The sequence below is a fragment of the Rhodoferax sp. genome, assembly GCF_013297935.1.
Classification (GTDB): Bacteria; Pseudomonadota; Gammaproteobacteria; order Burkholderiales; family Burkholderiaceae_C; genus Allorhodoferax.
Genome location: NZ_JAAFIX010000001.1, coordinates 63683 through 79094, shown reverse-complemented (window position 1 = coordinate 79094; position 15412 = coordinate 63683). Strand labels below are relative to the sequence as shown.

17 protein-coding genes and 1 riboswitch are annotated in these 15412 nt (G+C 66.9%); of the genes, 9 read left to right on the top strand and 8 right to left on the bottom strand.

What is annotated here, in order from left to right:
* Positions 1 to 110: 110 nt before the first annotated feature.
* The 4 genes from cobF to cbiE are packed head-to-tail and all read right to left on the bottom strand — an operon-like array spanning position 111 to position 3358.
* Positions 111 to 908: a precorrin-6A synthase (deacetylating) gene (gene cobF, locus QZW03_RS00390; RefSeq protein ID WP_296507299.1), complete on the bottom strand. Its 798-nt coding sequence runs from the start codon at positions 906 to 908 to the stop codon at positions 111 to 113.
* A complete protein-coding gene (cobM, locus tag QZW03_RS00385) occupies positions 905 to 1702 on the bottom strand; it encodes a precorrin-4 C(11)-methyltransferase (RefSeq protein WP_296507297.1) in 798 nt (265 codons plus the stop codon). The genes cobF and cobM overlap by 4 nt, the downstream gene beginning before the upstream one ends.
* Positions 1699 to 2106 carry a cobalamin biosynthesis protein gene (locus QZW03_RS00380; protein WP_296507296.1) on the bottom strand — a complete coding sequence of 136 codons (408 nt, stop codon included), beginning with the start codon at positions 2104 to 2106 and terminating at the stop codon, positions 1699 to 1701. The genes cobM and QZW03_RS00380 overlap by 4 nt, the downstream gene beginning before the upstream one ends.
* A gap of 43 nt (positions 2107 to 2149) precedes the next feature.
* A complete protein-coding gene (cbiE, locus tag QZW03_RS00375; protein WP_296507294.1) occupies positions 2150 to 3358 on the bottom strand; it encodes a precorrin-6y C5,15-methyltransferase (decarboxylating) subunit CbiE in 1209 nt (402 codons plus the stop codon).
* On the opposite strand from cbiE, the gene QZW03_RS00370 reads away from it, so the two are divergent.
* On the top strand, positions 3318 to 4109 hold the full coding sequence (locus tag QZW03_RS00370) for a cobalt-precorrin-6A reductase (RefSeq protein WP_296507293.1): 792 nt from the start codon (positions 3318 to 3320) through the stop codon (positions 4107 to 4109). The genes cbiE and QZW03_RS00370 overlap by 41 nt on opposite strands.
* Before the next feature lie 2 nt (positions 4110 to 4111).
* Here QZW03_RS00370 and cobJ read toward each other — a convergent pair whose 3' ends face one another.
* From cobJ to cobG, 4 genes are read right to left on the bottom strand one after another with little or no spacing between them, the layout of a single operon-like run.
* On the bottom strand, positions 4112 to 4861 hold the full coding sequence (cobJ, locus tag QZW03_RS00365; RefSeq protein WP_296507291.1) for a precorrin-3B C(17)-methyltransferase: 750 nt from the start codon (positions 4859 to 4861) through the stop codon (positions 4112 to 4114).
* Positions 4858 to 5589: a precorrin-2 C(20)-methyltransferase gene (locus QZW03_RS00360; protein WP_296507289.1), complete on the bottom strand. Its 732-nt coding sequence runs from the start codon at positions 5587 to 5589 to the stop codon at positions 4858 to 4860. The genes cobJ and QZW03_RS00360 overlap by 4 nt, the downstream gene beginning before the upstream one ends.
* Positions 5589 to 6221: a precorrin-8X methylmutase gene (locus QZW03_RS00355; RefSeq protein ID WP_296507285.1), complete on the bottom strand. Its 633-nt coding sequence runs from the start codon at positions 6219 to 6221 to the stop codon at positions 5589 to 5591. The genes QZW03_RS00360 and QZW03_RS00355 overlap by 1 nt, the downstream gene beginning before the upstream one ends.
* Positions 6205 to 7395: a precorrin-3B synthase gene (gene cobG, locus QZW03_RS00350; RefSeq protein WP_296507283.1), complete on the bottom strand. Its 1191-nt coding sequence runs from the start codon at positions 7393 to 7395 to the stop codon at positions 6205 to 6207. Before cobG ends, QZW03_RS00355 begins: the two co-directional genes overlap by 17 nt.
* Before the next feature lie 162 nt (positions 7396 to 7557).
* Between cobG and cbiB the strand changes: the two genes are divergently transcribed.
* The 8 genes from cbiB to QZW03_RS00310 all read left to right on the top strand — a co-directional run bounded on the left by cbiB (position 7558) and on the right by QZW03_RS00310 (position 15378).
* Positions 7558 to 8544 carry an adenosylcobinamide-phosphate synthase CbiB gene (cbiB, locus tag QZW03_RS00345; RefSeq protein WP_296507281.1) on the top strand — a complete coding sequence of 329 codons (987 nt, stop codon included), beginning with the start codon at positions 7558 to 7560 and terminating at the stop codon, positions 8542 to 8544.
* 1 nt (position 8545) lies between these two features.
* Complete coding sequence (locus QZW03_RS00340) at positions 8546 to 9523, top strand: aminotransferase class I/II-fold pyridoxal phosphate-dependent enzyme (RefSeq protein WP_296507279.1); 978 nt, start codon at positions 8546 to 8548, stop codon at positions 9521 to 9523.
* Between the two features lie 13 nt (positions 9524 to 9536).
* A complete protein-coding gene (locus QZW03_RS00335; protein WP_296507277.1) occupies positions 9537 to 10352 on the top strand; it encodes a hypothetical protein in 816 nt (271 codons plus the stop codon).
* A 151-nt stretch (positions 10353 to 10503) separates the two neighbouring features.
* On the top strand, positions 10504 to 12021 hold the full coding sequence (locus QZW03_RS00330) for a cobyric acid synthase (protein WP_296508289.1): 1518 nt from the start codon (positions 10504 to 10506) through the stop codon (positions 12019 to 12021).
* 17 nt (positions 12022 to 12038) lie between these two features.
* A riboswitch (cobalamin riboswitch) is annotated at positions 12039 to 12229 on the top strand.
* 44 nt (positions 12230 to 12273) lie between these two features.
* Entirely contained in the window at positions 12274 to 13431 is a 1158-nt protein-coding gene (cobT, locus tag QZW03_RS00325; protein WP_296507276.1) for a nicotinate-nucleotide--dimethylbenzimidazole phosphoribosyltransferase, read from the top strand.
* Between the two features lie 18 nt (positions 13432 to 13449).
* Positions 13450 to 14319, top strand: a complete 870-nt coding sequence (locus tag QZW03_RS00320) for an adenosylcobinamide-GDP ribazoletransferase (protein ID WP_296507274.1) — start codon at positions 13450 to 13452, stop codon at positions 14317 to 14319.
* Positions 14316 to 14867, top strand: a complete 552-nt coding sequence (locus tag QZW03_RS00315; protein ID WP_296507272.1) for a histidine phosphatase family protein — start codon at positions 14316 to 14318, stop codon at positions 14865 to 14867. The genes QZW03_RS00320 and QZW03_RS00315 overlap by 4 nt, the downstream gene beginning before the upstream one ends.
* Positions 14868 to 14931: 64 nt before the next feature.
* Positions 14932 to 15378, top strand: coding sequence for a YidB family protein (locus QZW03_RS00310; RefSeq protein WP_296507270.1), 447 nt, complete (start codon positions 14932 to 14934; stop codon positions 15376 to 15378).
* Positions 15379 to 15412: the final 34 nt, after the last annotated feature.

Sequence of the window (15412 nt, the reverse complement as noted above, 5' to 3'; positions counted from 1 at the left end):
TAGCTTTGGATATCCCCATGGGCGTGGTCTGCCTCTGCTATTAAATCTTAATGTGGATGATTGCTACTTGGTCGGGGCGGACTTAGGCCTTACTCTTCTAATCGCGCAATTTAGTCGACCACCCGCCTCATCAAATAAATATCCATCACCCACCCATGCGCGGCGCGCGCGGCTTGGCGCTCTGCCTGAATCCGCTCGCTCACTTCGGCCAGCGGCCCGGCGATGCAGATTTGTTGGGGCATGCCGAGGTAGGCGCCCCACCAGATGGTGATGCCCTCGGGCGGCAGGTGTTGGAAGGCGCAGTGGCCGTCCAGCATCACAGCCACGGTGTCGGCGCTTTCGGGCCAGCCGTGGTCGCGCAGTTGGCGGCCGGTGGTGATGGTGACCGGGGCGTTGATGTCGTTGAGCGCAATGGCGTGGGCGGCGGTCAGCGCTTGCAGCGCGGTGATGCCGGGCACCACCGACACCGCCAGCGGCAGGTGCAGCGCCAGCCGGTCTGCAATGCGCAGGGTGCTGTCATACAAAGACGGGTCGCCCCACACCAACAGAGCCACGCGCCCGCCTTCAGGCAAATGGGCGCGAATTTTTGCCAGCCACACCTCGGCAATGGCGTCGTGCCAGCGGTTCACCGCGCCAGGGTAGTCGGGGTCTCGCGCGTCGCGCACCGGCATGTCGAACGGCACCACTTGTGTGGCGGGGTTGGTCACCAGCTCTTGGCACAGCGCGAGCCGCAGCTCGGCCAGGTCGGCTTTGCCTTCGCCTTTGTGCGGCACCAAAATCAGGTCGGCCGCATTCAACGCTTTCACGCCCTGGCGGGTCACATGGTCGGGGTTGCCGGTGCCTATGCCGACCAGGCACAGCGCTACTGGTCCATCGACCTTGGCAACAGCACTCACTGCGGCAGTCATTCGGTGCCCGCCGGAAAGCGCGGCGCGGTGCCCAGCGGGCGGTAGCGGCGGTCGTAGTCGCCAGCGTAAAGGCGGCTGTGGGCAAAGTCGCCTTCACCCAAGTTGTGCCCCAGCGTGTGGCCCACCAGGATGAGCGCGGTGCGCTCCATGCCATCGCCAATAGCCGCCTCGATGGTGGCGAGCGTGGCGCGCACCACGCGTTCGTCCGGCCAACTGGCGCGCCAGACCACGGCCACCGGGCAGTCTGCGCCGTAGTGGGGCGACAGCTCGGCCACCACGCGCGGCAGCACATGAATAGACAGGTGAATGGCCAGCACCGCCTGCGTGGCTGCAAAGTTGGCCAGCGACTCGGTGTCGGGCATGGCCGATGCGCGGCCCGAGGTGCGGGTGAGCACCACCGATTGGCTCAAGCCCGGCAGCGTCAGCTCGGCCTCTAGGGTGGCTGCGGCTGCGGCAAACGAGGGCACGCCCGGCGTCACGGTGTAGGGGATGCCTAGTGCGCGCAAGCCGCGCAGCTGCTCGCCCATGGCCGACCACACCGACAAGTCGCCCGAATGCAGGCGTGCTACGTCGTGCCCGGCGGCGTGGGCGGTGCTAATTTCTTCCAAAATTTGCTCCAGCGACAGGGGCGCGGTGTTGACGATGCGGGCACTGGCCGGGCAGTGGGCCAACACGCCCTCGGGCACCAGCGAGCCGGCATACAGGCAGACAGGGCTGGCGGCAATGAGGTCGCGCCCGCGCAGGGTCAACAGGTCGGGTGCGCCGGGGCCGGCGCCAATGAAGTGAACAGTCATAGGGAAGTATTTTCTGTGAAAGCCAAAGCACAAGTGGCCATGCGGTCGGGGCTGATGCTGCGGTTGCCAAGCAGCGTGGCGCTAGGGCCTGCGGCTGCCAGCGCTGCGGCTTCGGCCACGCTGTGGGCGCCGTAGCGCTCGGGCACATGGGTGCTGGGTGTGGCGGGCTGCTCGGCCAGCGCGGGCAGGGGAACGGGGTGGATGGAAATGCCCAGCTCGGCGGCGAGTTGCAGCAGGGCGGGGTGGTGGGACTTGTCGGCGGCGGTGGCCAGCGCGCTTACTTGCGCGAGGGTGATTTGCTGGCCGTGCGCTGTGGACGCTGCATCCAACGCAGCGAGCAAGGCGCTGCGCAGCGAGGCAGCGTCGCACCCGGCTCGCAAGCCCAGGCCTGCTACCAGCTTCATGCGGGCAAGCACGCGCTGTGGCGGGCGGCCAGGGGCGCGGAGTTCACAGCGTGGCGCTCCATTGCACCACCGGGCGGCTGGCTTGCCAGCCGCGCATGCGGCCCAAGGGCGCGGCCTGCGCCAGCTCGATGCGCAGCAGCTCACCGCCGTGTTGGGCGTGCAGTTGCAGCAGGGCCGATTCGGTCTCCAGCGTTACCGCGTTCACCACCAAGCGGGTGCCTTGCGGGGCGGTGGCTTGCAGCAGGGCGAAGAGCGCCAAGTCGAACCCGCCACCTACAAAAATAGCGTGCGGTGTGGGCAAGCTGGCCAGCAGCTCCGGCGTGTGGCCGTGGTGCACGCGCAGGCGGTGGGCTATGCCAAAGTGGGCGGCGTTGTGGCGTATGTTGCCCACGCGCTCGGCGTGTTGCTCCACCGCGCTGCTGCTGCCACCGGCCAAACACCACTCCACCGACACCGAGCCGGAGCCCGCGCCCAGGTCCCACAGGTGTTCGCCGGGGCGGGGCGCGAGTGCGGCCAATGTGAGCGCGCGAATGGGGGACTTGGTAATTTGCCCGTCGCTGGCAAAGCCCGCGTCCGGCAGGCCAGGGGTGCGGGGCAGGCCTTTGAAGGTGGCCTCATGGCTGGTCACGTGCACGGCTACCGCGACCGGGGTTTGGATGTCGGCAAAGGCCAGCGCTTCTGCCGTGGTCTGGCGCACGCGCTCGCGCGGGCCGCCCAGCGCTTCCAGCACCCACAGGGCAGATGCGCCACAGCCTTGGGCGGTGAGCCACTGGGCAAATTCAGCTACTGCCGTCGCATCGCGCAGCAGGCAGATCAGCTGCGCGCCGGGGTGCAGGCTGCTTCGGGTGCGCTCAAAGGGCGCGGCGTGCAGGCCGAAGCAGTGCACCGCCTCCAGCCGCCACGCCAGGCGCGAAGCCGCCAGTGCAAAGGTAGACGGCGCAGGGTGGGCCATCCATTCGCCGGGCTGCAAGTGCGCCGCCAGGCTGCCACCGGCCCCGAACCAAAACGGGTCGCCCGAGGCCAGCACCACCACCGCTTGGCCGCGCAGGGCCAGCACGGGCGCCACGTCAAAAGGCACGGGCCACTCGCGGCCACGGCTGCCCACATCGGCCAGCGCCAAATGGCGGGGCCCGCCGAACACGTGCTGCGCGCGGGCCAGTGCCGAGCGGCTACCATCGCCCAGACCATGCAGACCCTCTTCACCGATTCCAATGACCGTTAGCCAAGGGGTAGACAACCACGGTTCAGACATAGCACGCGGCTCCTTGCGGGTGTTGTTGCTGGGCGGCACCACCGAGGCCAGCCGCTTGGCACAAGCCTTGGCCCAGGCCGGGGTGGACGCGGTGTTTTCTTACGCAGGTAGGACGGACGCGCCCGTGGCCCAGCCGCTGCCCACCCGCGTGGGCGGCTTTGGCGGGGTGGCGGGCTTGCAGGCTTATTTGCAGGCCGAGCGCATTACCCACGTTGTGGACGCCACCCACCCCTTTGCCGCCCAAATGAGCAGCAACGCCGTGCAGGCCTGTGCAGCCGCTGGCGTGCCCTTGCTGGCCTTGGAGCGGCCCGCGTGGCAAGCACAGAACGGTGATGTGTGGACGCATGTAGCCGACATGGCTGCCGCCGTGCAAGCCTTGCCCGCGGAGCCCGCCCGTGTGTTTTTGGCGATTGGCAAGCAGAACCTGGCGCCGTTTTTGGCCCACACACAGCACTGGTACTTGTTGCGCTTGGTGGACCCGGTGCTGGACTTGCCCGCCGCGCGCGGCCAGGTGGTGCTGGACCGCGGCCCCTTCACGCTGGAGGGCGACCGCGCTTTGCTGCAAGCGCATGGCATCACGCACATCGTTTCTAAAAACTCGGGCGGCGCGGGTGCCGAGGCCAAGCTGATAGCGGCCCGCGAGTTGGGGCTGCCCGTCATATTGATAGACCGGCCGCACATTCCTGCCCGCACCGTGGTGCATAGCGTGAATGAGGTTTTGCGCCGTCTTGACTGCGCGGGCAGCTACTAAATTCATAGCGCCGAGCGCGGGGTGTACACAAAGCGGCCCACGTAGCGGGTGGCGCTGTTGCCCACAATGACCACGGTGCGCATGTCCGCCATCTCGGGGGTGGCGTCACCCAGGCGCACCGTGAGCAGCTTTTCTTCAGGCGTGCTCACCGCGCGGGCAAAGGTAATCAGGCGCTCCGGGCCACAAGCCTCCAGCAGCACCTGCAGCACGCGGCCAAAGGTGTGGGGGCGACTGGCGGAGCGGGGGTTGTAAAACGCCATGGCAAAGTCGGCCCCGGCGGCGGCGCGCACGCGGACTTCAATCAGCTCGGCGGGTTTGAGGTTGTCGCTCAGGTTGATGGCGCAAAAGTCGTGGCCCAGGGGCGCACCGGCGCGTGCTGCAGCGGCCAACATGGCGGTAATGCCGGGCAGCACCCGAATATCCAGCACCTGCCAGTCGGGCCGGCCCTCCAGCGCTTCAAACACGGCCGCGGCCATGGCAAACACGCCAGGGTCGCCGGACGACACAATCACCACCTGTTTGCCCTCGGCGGCCATTTGCAAGGCAGCGCGGGCGCGGTCCATTTCGACCCGGTTGTCTGAGGCGTGCAGCGTGAGGCCGGGGCGCGGCGCAATGCGCGCCACATAAGGGATGTAGCCCACGATGTCGGTGGCGGCCTCTAGGGAGGCAGTTACTTCGGGTGTGACCAATTGCGCATCACCCGGGCCGAGGCCCGCAATACACAGCGTGCCGGTGGCCAGCGGTGCGGTCATTCCTGCACCTCGGGGCGGCGGCCTTGGCCGTGAACCAGCACGATGGCGAAATAAGGGCAGTCGCTGCCATCTACCTCGGCCAGCTTCACGACGCGCTCACCGGGCATGGTGCCGCGCTCAACCAGCCAGGCCTGCTCCAAGCGGCCGGCTTGGGCCAGCGCGCTGCGCACGCGGGGCAGGTTGCGGCCGGTTTTCATGATGACGAGGGCATCGGCGGTTTGCATGTGGCGGGCCAACTCGTCTTCCGGCAGGGTGCCCATGAGCACGGTCATGACATCGTCGCCCCAGGTGATGGGCACGCCAGTGGCCGACCAGCAGCCCACCATGCCGGGAATGCCGGGTATCACCTCCACCACTGCGCGGCCTTGCAGCCGGGTATAGAGGTGCATGAACGAGCCATAAAAAAACGGGTCGCCTTCGCACAGCACCAGCACGTCTTCGGTTTGCGCAAGCTCGGCCAGGCGGTCGGCCCAGTCGTCGTAAAAGGTGGCCAGGCAGTGGATGTATTCGGGGCTGTCAAAAGGCAGCTCGGTGGTCACCGGGTATTCCATGGGGTACTCGGTGGCACCGGGCAGCAACATGCCTTCGACAATGCGGCGCGCCTGACCGGGGCGGCCTTTTTTGCGGAAGTAGGCCACGTGGGTGGCGGCGCGGATGGCGCGGTCGGAGCGCACGCTCATCAAATCGGGGTCACCGGGCCCCAGGCCCGCGCAAAGAATGCGTCCCATCAGATTTCCCTCCGGCAGGCGAGTGCATTAACTGCCGCCACGGTGATGGCGCTGCCGCCCAAGCGGCCATGCACCACCATGCTGGGGGCAGGCAGGTCGGCCATGAGCGCGGCTTTGGACTCGGCCGCCCCCACAAAGCCCACCGGGCAGCCAATGATGGCGGCCGGGCGCGGGCAGGCAGGGTCTTGCAGCATATTGAGCAAATGAAAGAGGGCGGTTGGCGCATTGCCAATGGCCACTACCGCGCCTGCCAAGTGCTGGCGCCAGAGCTCCAGCGCAGCGGCACTGCGGGTGGTGCCCATGGATTTGGCCAACTCGCGCACCGACGGGTCTTGCAGGGTGCACAGCACCTGGTTGTCGGCGGGCAGGCGGGTGCGGGTAATGCCCTCGCTCACCATGCGCACGTCGCACAAAATGGGCGCGCCGGCCTCCAGCGCTGTGCGGGCGGCCTCGGCCATGCCTTCAGAAAACTGCACATGCGCCTCCAGCCCGACCATGCCGGCGGCGTGGATCATGCGGACGACGGCCAGCTCTTCGACGGGGTTGAAGCGGGCGAGTTCGGCCTCGGCGCGGATGGTGGCAAAAGACTGCCGGTAGATGGCGTCGCCATCGGTTTCATACGTATGGCGCATGCAATCGTTGTTGTTCTAGGTAGGCGGCAATGCCCTGCGCGTCGAGGCCGGTGGCGTCGGGCGCGCTTTGGGCAGTGCCGTGGTCAATCAGGTGGTAGCCCGCATCAGCGGCCACCACGGTCAAAGTGTTGCCATGGTGGGCGCAGCCTTTGCTGCAGCCCGACACATGGGCGGTGCGGCCTGCTGGCAGCAAGGGCGCAAGAAAACGGGCCAGCGCGCGGGTGGGGCCGAGCGCCTGGGTGCAACCGGGGGCACCGGTGCAGGCCATCACGCGAAGGCGCGCATCGTGCGGGTTGGTAATGAGCTCGGGCAGGGCCGGTGCGGTGTGCAGGCCCTCCATCACCAGCCCGCGCCAGGGGGTGAGTCGCAGTGGCGCGAGAGAAGCCAGCTGGTAGAGCGTGTCGGCGGGCAGCTGCCCGAACTCCAGGCCGACCACCATGCCGGTCGCCGAGTCGCCCACAGGCTGCACTGCCGCCGGTGCGGGGGGCACGGGTGTGGCGGTAAACCGGGTAGGCAAGGCTTGGCGCTGCAGCAGGCGGGCCATGCGGCCCCGCCCGTTGACTACGCCGCCACTGGCCACAAACCAGCGCGCCAGCTCCATGGCGGTCTGCGCGGCCTGCTCCAGTGGCACGCAGGCACCAGTGGGCGCGCCGTCGGCAAACACCAAAACCTGCCCGCCATAGCGTTCGAGCCGGATGTCGGCAGAGCCCGCGCGCAGCACCGGTGGTGCCCCGAGGTCCAGGGCGAAGCCGAACTTGCCGGGCAGGGTGGGGGCGTCGGGCGCTGCCAAGGCTAGGGTTAGTGCCTCGCAAATGGCGGGCGTGCCGTCAGAGTCAGTCCAGAAAGGGCTGAGCAGCAGGTTGCGGCGGCCTTCTATGTCGGCGCGCTCGTCGAGCAGGCCCAAGGTTCGCAGGCCGTTGATCAAGGCGGGGTAGCTGTCGGGGCAGACGCCGCGCAGCTGCAGGTTGGCCCGGCTGGTGAGTTCCAGCATGGGGGAGGCGTATTGCTGGGCCAAACCGGCCAGGCCTTGCGCCTGTAGCGGCGTGAGACGCCCCAAGGTCGGCCGCACCCGCACCACCAGCCCGTCGCCAGACGGCATGGGCCGCAGCGCGCCGGGGCACCAGCCCTGAATACGGGGCTCGCTGGCAGTGGAGGGGGAAGGGTGGCTTTGCACGAGGGGATGCGCGTCGGTAACTCTCAAGTATCTCACTATCCCCTCGTTAAAAACCCCGACTGTGCCAGCCGAACCTTCACCCCGCCTGACGCACGTATGATGGCGCGCCCGCCCTTGTCTCCAACCCCGGCACCGCCCGACTTTGATGGATCTGCACCGCGTATGACTACAGAATTCACCCCCCAACATTGGGCCGGCGCGGTGGGCGTGGCCCTGGTGGTCGCCCTCTGGGTGGACCGGCGCTGGGGCGAACCTGCGGCCACGCTGCACCCGGTGGTGTGGATGGGCAACTACCTCACCAAGGCGGGCGAGCGGGTGCAGCGCCACGCGGCGCAAGACCCCCATACACAAGATTTCAAGGCTTTTTGGCTTGCCGCCCTGATGTGGTCTGCGGGAGCTGCTCTGTTTTTAATAGCGGCTTTGTTGTTGCAGGGGCTGGCGCTGGAGCTGCCCTGGTGGGCTGCGGGCCTGACCTTGGGTCTGCTGCTCAAGCCCATGCTGGCACTGGCCATGCTCAAAAGCGAGGTGCGCGCCGTGGAGGCCGCGCTGGCCGAGTCGCTGGATGCGGGGCGGGAGCGCCTGCGCTGGCTGGTGAGCCGGGACGTGACCCAGCTCACCGACGTGCAGGTGCGCGAAAGCGCTATTGAGACGCTGGCCGAGAACCTGAATGACTCGGTGGTGGCGCCCATCTTCTGGTTTTTGCTGCTGGGGCTCCCGGGCGCGGTGCTCTACCGCTTTGCCAACACGGCCGACGCCATGTGGGGCTACCCCGGTGTCTACCAGGGGCGCAACTGGGCGTGGGCCGGCAAATGGGCGGCGCGCGCCGACGATGTGCTGAGCTGGGTGCCCGCGCGCGTGACGGCGGTGCTGCTCCTGCTGGTAGAGGGCCGGCGTGGCTGGGCGCTGCGCAGCCAGCTGCGCGCCGAGGCTGCCAAAACCCCGTCGCCCAACAGCGGCTGGCCCATGGCCGCCATGGCCCTGGTGCTGGGCGTGGCCTTGCGCAAACCGGCGGTGTATGTGCTGAACCCCGAGGGGCGGGAGGCGCAGGCGCCAGATACGGCTGCAGCCCTGATTTTTGTATCAAAAGCAGTGCTAGCCCTCGTGTTGATTGCGCTAGGCGCTCTATTTTTGATAGCGGCGGGAGTCTGAGGTGAGTGCAGCTGCACGCATACACGGCGGCCCCGACGCGGCAGGCCCGGCGCGCTTTGACTTTTCGACCAACAGCAATGCCTGTGGCCCTTGCCCCGACGCGCTGGCGGCGGTGCAAGCGGCCGACGCCACGCGCTACCCCGACCCGAACTACACCGCTTTGAAAGCCGCCCTAGCTGCCCACCACAAGGTGGAGCCTTGGCGGGTGGTGCTGGCGGGCAGCGCTAGCGAAATCATATTCCGCATTACCGCTTGGGTGCGGCAGCGTGGCGGGAGCCGGGTGCACCTGCCGCTGCACGCCTATGGCGACTACGCCCACGCCGCGCAGGCCTGGGGTTTGGAGCGGGTTGCGGCGGCGGATGCGGCAGACCTGGTCTGGGCCTGCGACCCCGCCAGCCCCACCGGCCAGAATCACACCGGCTGGCCGCAGGCGCTGGAGCGCAGCACGGTGGTGCTCGACGGGGCCTATGCGCCTTTGCGACTCAGCGGCGAGCCGGCGCTGAGCGCTACCCAGCGCGACGCTGTGTGGCAACTCTTTTCGCCTAACAAGGCGCTGGGCCTGACCGGCGTGCGCGCGGCCTATGCCATTGCGCCGGTGCATGCCCAGTCTGCCGCCGGTGAATTGGATGCGATGGCGCCCTCGTGGGTGCTGGGCGCGCATGGTGTGGCCATGTTGCAGTGCTGGGCGGAGGCCGACACGCAGGGGTGGCTGTCCCGGAGTCTGGACACCTTGCGCACCTGGAAGCACGGGCAAATCAGCGCCCTTGAAGAGGCCGGCTGGTCCGTCATGCCCAGCGATGCGAACTTTTTTTGCGCCCGTCCGCCCCCCGAGGTGGACCTGCACACCTTGTTAGAGACACTGCGCGCCCGGGGCATCAAGTTGCGTGACGCGACTTCGTTTGGCTTACCCGGCTGGGTGCGCTTGGGTGTGTTGCCGCCTGAAGCGGTGGCGGCCTTGTTGGCGGCGCTGGCCATTTGATACGGCGGCTGTTGTGGGTTTGCTCTTATTGCTCTTGCCCTTGGTGTTTACCGCGCTCATGCCCCGGCGCTGGCTGATGCCCTGGTTTTTGACCCTGTTGCTGGGTTTTGTGCTGTGCTGGGTGGACTTCAGCCGGGTGCAAGCCGGCGCGGCGAATGTGTTTGGCTTGGCCATCGTGTTCATGTTCTTGCTCGCGGTGGTGGCGGTCGGGGTTGTGCGCGTGGTGCTGACCAAGTTGCTGCGTAAGACTCCCGTGCCGGTGGCCGATTCCCATGGGGTCAACCTGTATTTGGCGAGCCTAGCCGGGATGGTGATGGCCGCCGTGCTGACCGTGGTCACCCTGAGTCTGGTGGACAAGGTGCTCTCTAGCGCTTTGGCCTTGCACGCGGGCGTGCTGGTCGCGGGTGGGCTGTGGTGGTGGTTGACACCGCGGCTCTGGCCGTGGCCGCGCACGGCCCATCGCCTGCAAGCGCAGTCGGTTTTTCGGGTGGCTGGCGTTGCGTGTTGTGCGGCTGCGGTGGCCTGGTCGCTCATGGCGGCACAGACCAAAATTCAGTCCGCGCGGGCGCTGGCGCAGGGCCAGCCATATTGCTTGCAAGCGTCTACCCCGCGAGGGCTGCAATCAGTGGTCTCGCGCCTTGATATGTCGGGCTTTGCTGCCCGGGCCGGAAGGGGCGGCGAGCGTCATGCCCGCATGGCTCTGGGCTCCGGGGCGCAGTTGGCGTGGTGGTATTGGTCGTACCGCGGCGGCGCGTGGGAGCATGATCCCTTGCAGGGCGTGTTGAATTGCCAGCCTGTGCAGAACTCGGCAGAGCCTTTGCCGTGGTGAGGGTGCGCAACATCAACAACAAGCCTCTGAGCGGCGTTGAAAAGAAGGAAAACATTGTGAAATTCAGAACCACACTCCGCACATGGAACCTGGTCTTGGGCTGCCTGCTGTTGCTGGGCAGTGCCCCGGCTGCGTGGGTGAGGGCGCTGCCATGACCGCCCGCTGCATCATGGTGCTGGGCACCACCAGCGGCGCTGGCAAAAGCTGGGTGACCACCGCGCTGTGCCGCTACTACGCGCGCCAGGGGCTCAAGGTCGTGCCCTTCAAAGCGCAAAACATGAGCAACAACGCCAGAGTGGTGTCGTCTGCCAGCGGGCAAGGCGAGATCGGCTCGGCGCAGTACTTTCAGGCCTTGGCTGCCAACGCCCTGCCGGAAGTGCGCATGAACCCGCTACTGCTCAAACCCGAGCGCGACACCCACAGCCAGGTGGTGCTGATGGGGCAGGTGAATGCCGAGCTCAGCGCCATGCCGTGGCGGGGGCGCAGCCTCAAGGTCTGGCCCCAGATTGCGGCGGCGCTGGATGCCCTGCGTGCGGAAAACGATGTGGTGGTGATCGAGGGCGCGGGCTCGCCCGCCGAGATCAACTTGTCCAGCGGCGACGTGGTCAACATGCGGGTGGCCAAGCATGCGGACGCGGCGTGCTTGCTGGTGAGCGACATCGACAAGGGCGGTGCTTTTGCACACCTGTATGGCACGTGGGCGCTGTTGCCTGAGGACGAGCGGCGCTTGATCAAGGGCTTTGTGCTCAACAAGTTCCGGGGCGATGCCAGCCTGTTGTCGCCCGCGCCCGAGCGCTTGCAGGAGCTCACCGGGGTGCCCACAGTGGCGGTGTTGCCGATGTGGCAGCAGCACGGTTTGCCTGAAGAAGACGGTGTGTTTGACGACCGCAGTGTCAGCCGGGGCTCGGTGGAGCTGACGGTGGCGGTGGTGGCCTACCCGCGCATGAGCAACCTTGATGAATTTCAGCCGCTCAAAAACATTCCGGGGCTCAAACTGCAATGGGTGCGCAGCCCCGGCGAGTTGGCGGGCCTCAAACCCACCGACTGGATCATCCTGCCCGGCTCCAAGCACACCAGTGGTGACCTAGCGTGGTTGCGGGCCCAAGGTCTGGATGCCGCGGTGGCAGGGCATGCGGCGCAGGGCGGGGCGGTGTTGGGTGTGTGCGGTGGCTTGCAGATGTTGGGCGAGGCGCTGATTGACCCGCACGGGATTGATGGCAATGCGCCGGGGCTGGGGCTGTTGCCGCTGGTGACGGTGTTTGCGGAGGATAAGACGGTGCGGCACACGGCGACCCGTTTTTTCCCTGAATCGCGTTCGCCCGCGCGGGAAGGCGCGCAAGACAGTTCGCCTTGGGCTGCTCTGGCGGGTGTGTCGGTGGCCGGCTATGAGATTCACCATGGGCAAACGGCCCCGCACGCGGCCATGGCTGCCTCCGGTAACGTGGCTTGCGCCGTGCTGCCGGACGGCTTGGGGTGGACTAACCCGCAAGGCAATGTGCTGGGCGTGTACTTGCATGGCATGTTAGAGGACGCCGCAGTGTTGCAGGCGCTGTTTGGCGGGCGGCTGCAAGGGCCTGTGCCCACGCTGGACCGGGTGTTTGACGGCTTGGCCGATTACATCGGCCAGCACTTTGCGCCCGGTGTGCTGGGCGGTTTTTTGACGCGCTGAGCCCACCCGGCGCGCTGCTATCATCGGCTGCTTCAGGTGCCCCTTGCCACGGCTTGGGGAGAATCGGGAAGACGGTGTGAATCCGTCGCGTGCCCAACGCTGTAAGGACGATGACCTGCGCAATCTGCCACTGGCCGCCAAGGCCGGGAAGGCGCGCAGGGCCAGTGGAATCCGAGCCAGAAGACCGGCCTGAAGTTGTTCAAGCGCAGCAAGGCCGGGCTGCGTTCCATGGGTTTAGCACAGGGGAATGCTATGAATACATCGTCGGCGCACGCCGCATCGGGCTCGCACGCCCATCCATCCAACGCAGCCGCACAGGCGCTCGCATCCGGCGCCACACCGCTGGCGGATATTGCCGATCCGGCGCTCACGCAAGCGCTGCAGGACACGCTCAACAACAAAACCAAACCGCTGGGCTCCTTGGGGCGCCTCGAGGATGCGGCGCTCAAAATCGGCCAGATTCTGGGCAGCACCGCACCGGTGCTGGAGCAGCCGCAGATGGTGGTGTTTGCCGGTGACCACGGGCTCACCGCGCGGGGTGTCTCTGCCTTTCCGAGTGATGTGACCTGGCAGATGGTGGAAAATTTTCTGGCCGGTGGCGCCGCTGTGAGCGTGCTGGCGCGGCAAAACGGTATTGCACTCACGGTGGTGGACTGCGGTGTCAAACACGATTTTCTGGCCGGTTTGCCCGCCGGCGCCACCCGCGCCGGCCTTCAGGTGCGCAAAGTGCCGGGCGCAGAGCACGGCACGGCCGACTCGTCCGCGCAGCCCGCCATGACCGCGCAACAGCGCGATCAGGCCCTGCAAGAAGGCATGGCGCTGGTGCAAGGCCTGCCGGGCAATGCGCTGTTGCTAGGGGAAATGGGCATTGGCAACACGTCGGCAGCGTCTTTGCTGTTGGCCCGCCTTGCCGGTTTGGATATTGCGGTGTGCACCGGCGCCGGTACCGGCCTGGACGCGCCCGCGGTGCTGCGCAAAACCGAGGTGCTGCGCGAGGTGCTGGCACGCCACGCAGAGGCCACTGCACCGCTCGACGCGCTGGCGGCTTTGGGCGGCTTTGAGATTGCCACCATGGTGGGCGCGGTGCTGCAGGCAGCTCAGGAGCGCCGGGTGATTGTGGTGGACGGCTTTATTGCCACCAGTGCCGTGCTGGTCGCACACGCGGTGCAACCGCTGGTGTTGCAGCGCTGTGTGTTTGCCCACCGCTCGGGCGAGCGGGGCCACGAATTCATGTTGCAGCACTTGGGGGTGCAGGCCTTGCTGGACTTGGGGCTGCGCTTGGGCGAAGGCTCCGGCGCGGCGCTGGCCTGGCCGCTGCTGCAGTCGGCCTGCACTGTTCTGCGGGACATGGCGAGCTTTGCCTCTGCCGGCGTGTCGGAAAAAGCGGACGGACCGGTGGCGGTGGGCTGAGCCTGCCCATTGACCGCCATGCGCAGTTTCATTCGCCACTACTTGCTGGCATTGCAGTTTTTCAGCCGCGTGCCGGTGACCGGCCGGCTGGCGGACTGGGTGGGTTTCAGCCCCGCCATGCTGCGCGCGAGTGCGGCGCATTTTCCGGGGGTGGGGTGGCTGGTGGGTGGCGCGGTGGCGCTGCTCACGGCGGGCTTGCTGGCCTTGTTGCCTGCCGGCCCGTTCGCACCCTTGGTGGCTGCGGCGTTGGGCACCGCGCTGAGTGTGGTGATGACCGGCGCCTTTCATGAAGACGGCTTGGCCGATGTGGCTGACGGCTTGGGCGGCAGCTACCACCGTGAGCGCGCGCTGGAGATCATGAAAGACTCACGTGTGGGGGCCTTCGGGGCCATTGCGGTCATGGTGGCGCTGTTGTGCAAGGTGGCGCTGCTGGCCCTGCTCGGCACGTTGGGAGCGGGCGTCATGGTGTGCGCCCTGTTTGCAGGGCATGTGGTGTCGCGCACCTGGCCGCTGTTCACCATCCGGCTGCTACCGCACGTGGGGGATGCCGCGCAGTCCAAGTCCAAACCCCTGGCGAACCAGATTAGCGCCCACGCGCTTCTGGTCGCTACTTTGTGGTGTTTTATGGCTCTAGCCCTTGTATCGTATGCGCCATTCGCTGTGAAAACAGTAGCATTTGTATTCGATTTCCAAGCTTGCTGGTGGGCGCTTGGTAGCGGCTTGGCCGGGGCTGGGCTGGGCTGGTGGTGGATGACGCGGTGGTTCTCGCAGCGGCTGCAAGGTTTTACCGGCGACTGCCTGGGCGCGGTGCAGCAGGTGTGTGAGATCGCGTTTTACCTGGGGCTAGCGCTGGCCGCCGGGTTGCTGCAACGAGGGGGGGGCCTGTGAGCCTGTGGCTGCTGCGGCACGCAAGTCCTCTGGTGGCGCCTGGCACCTGTTACGGCCGCTTGGACGTGGCGGCAGACCCTGCAGCCACCGTAGCTGCCGCACAGGCCGCGGCCCAGGCGCTACCCCAAGGTGCGCGCCTGCGCTACTCGCCCCTGCAGCGTTGCGTGCAACTCGCGCAGGAGCTTTTGGCCTTGCGGCCTGACCTGGCGCACGATGCCACCGAAGACCCGCGCCTCATGGAAATGGATTTCGGTGTGCACGAGGGCTGCGCCTGGAGCAGCATTGCACCGGAGTTGGTTCAAGCCTGGACGGACGATTTTTCCCGCCACCGCTTTGGCGGCGGTGAGTCGGTCGAGGGCATGATGGGCCGAGTGGCCAGCGCGTGGGATGCGTACCGGCTGAGCCCACCGGGAGACGAAGTGTGGGTAACGCACGCCGGAGTGGCGCGCGCTGCCAGCCTGATCAGCCAGGGGCGCCGCAGTGTGGAGCGTGCCGACGCGTGGCCGCTGGACGGGCCGGCATGTGGTCAATTGCTGTGCTTGCCCTGATGGGCTGAGCGCCATACGGCTGTGTCACACTGGGCGGGGTTTTTTACTTTCACGGGAGGTTTTTATGGGTTTATTGGATTCTGTTTTGGGCGCAGTAACGCAAGGCGCGGGTTCCGGCGGTCTGCAGGACATCTTGGGTCAGTTGCAAGGCAACCCCCAAATCATGCAGTTGGCCAGCGAGTTGCTGGGTAGCAACGGCAGTCTGGGCGGCATTCAGGGCTTAGTGAGCAAGTTCCAGGAGGCCGGTTTGGGCGATGTGGTGGCGTCGTGGATCGGCTCCGGCTCCAACCTCCCGGTGTCAGCAGAGCAGCTGCAACAAGTGCTGGGCTCGGATGCACTGTCGGGCTTGGCGCAACAGGCCGGCCTGAACTCCGGTGATCTGGCGGGTCAGTTGTCGAACCTGCTGCCCGGTTTGGTCGACAAGCTCACTCCCGGTGGCGAACTGCCCGCTGCGGGCTTGGGAAATGCCGGAGATTTGATGGGCGCCTTGGGCTCCCTGCTGAAGGGCTAAAGGTGCAGAGGGCCGGGGCCTGACAGTGGCCCCG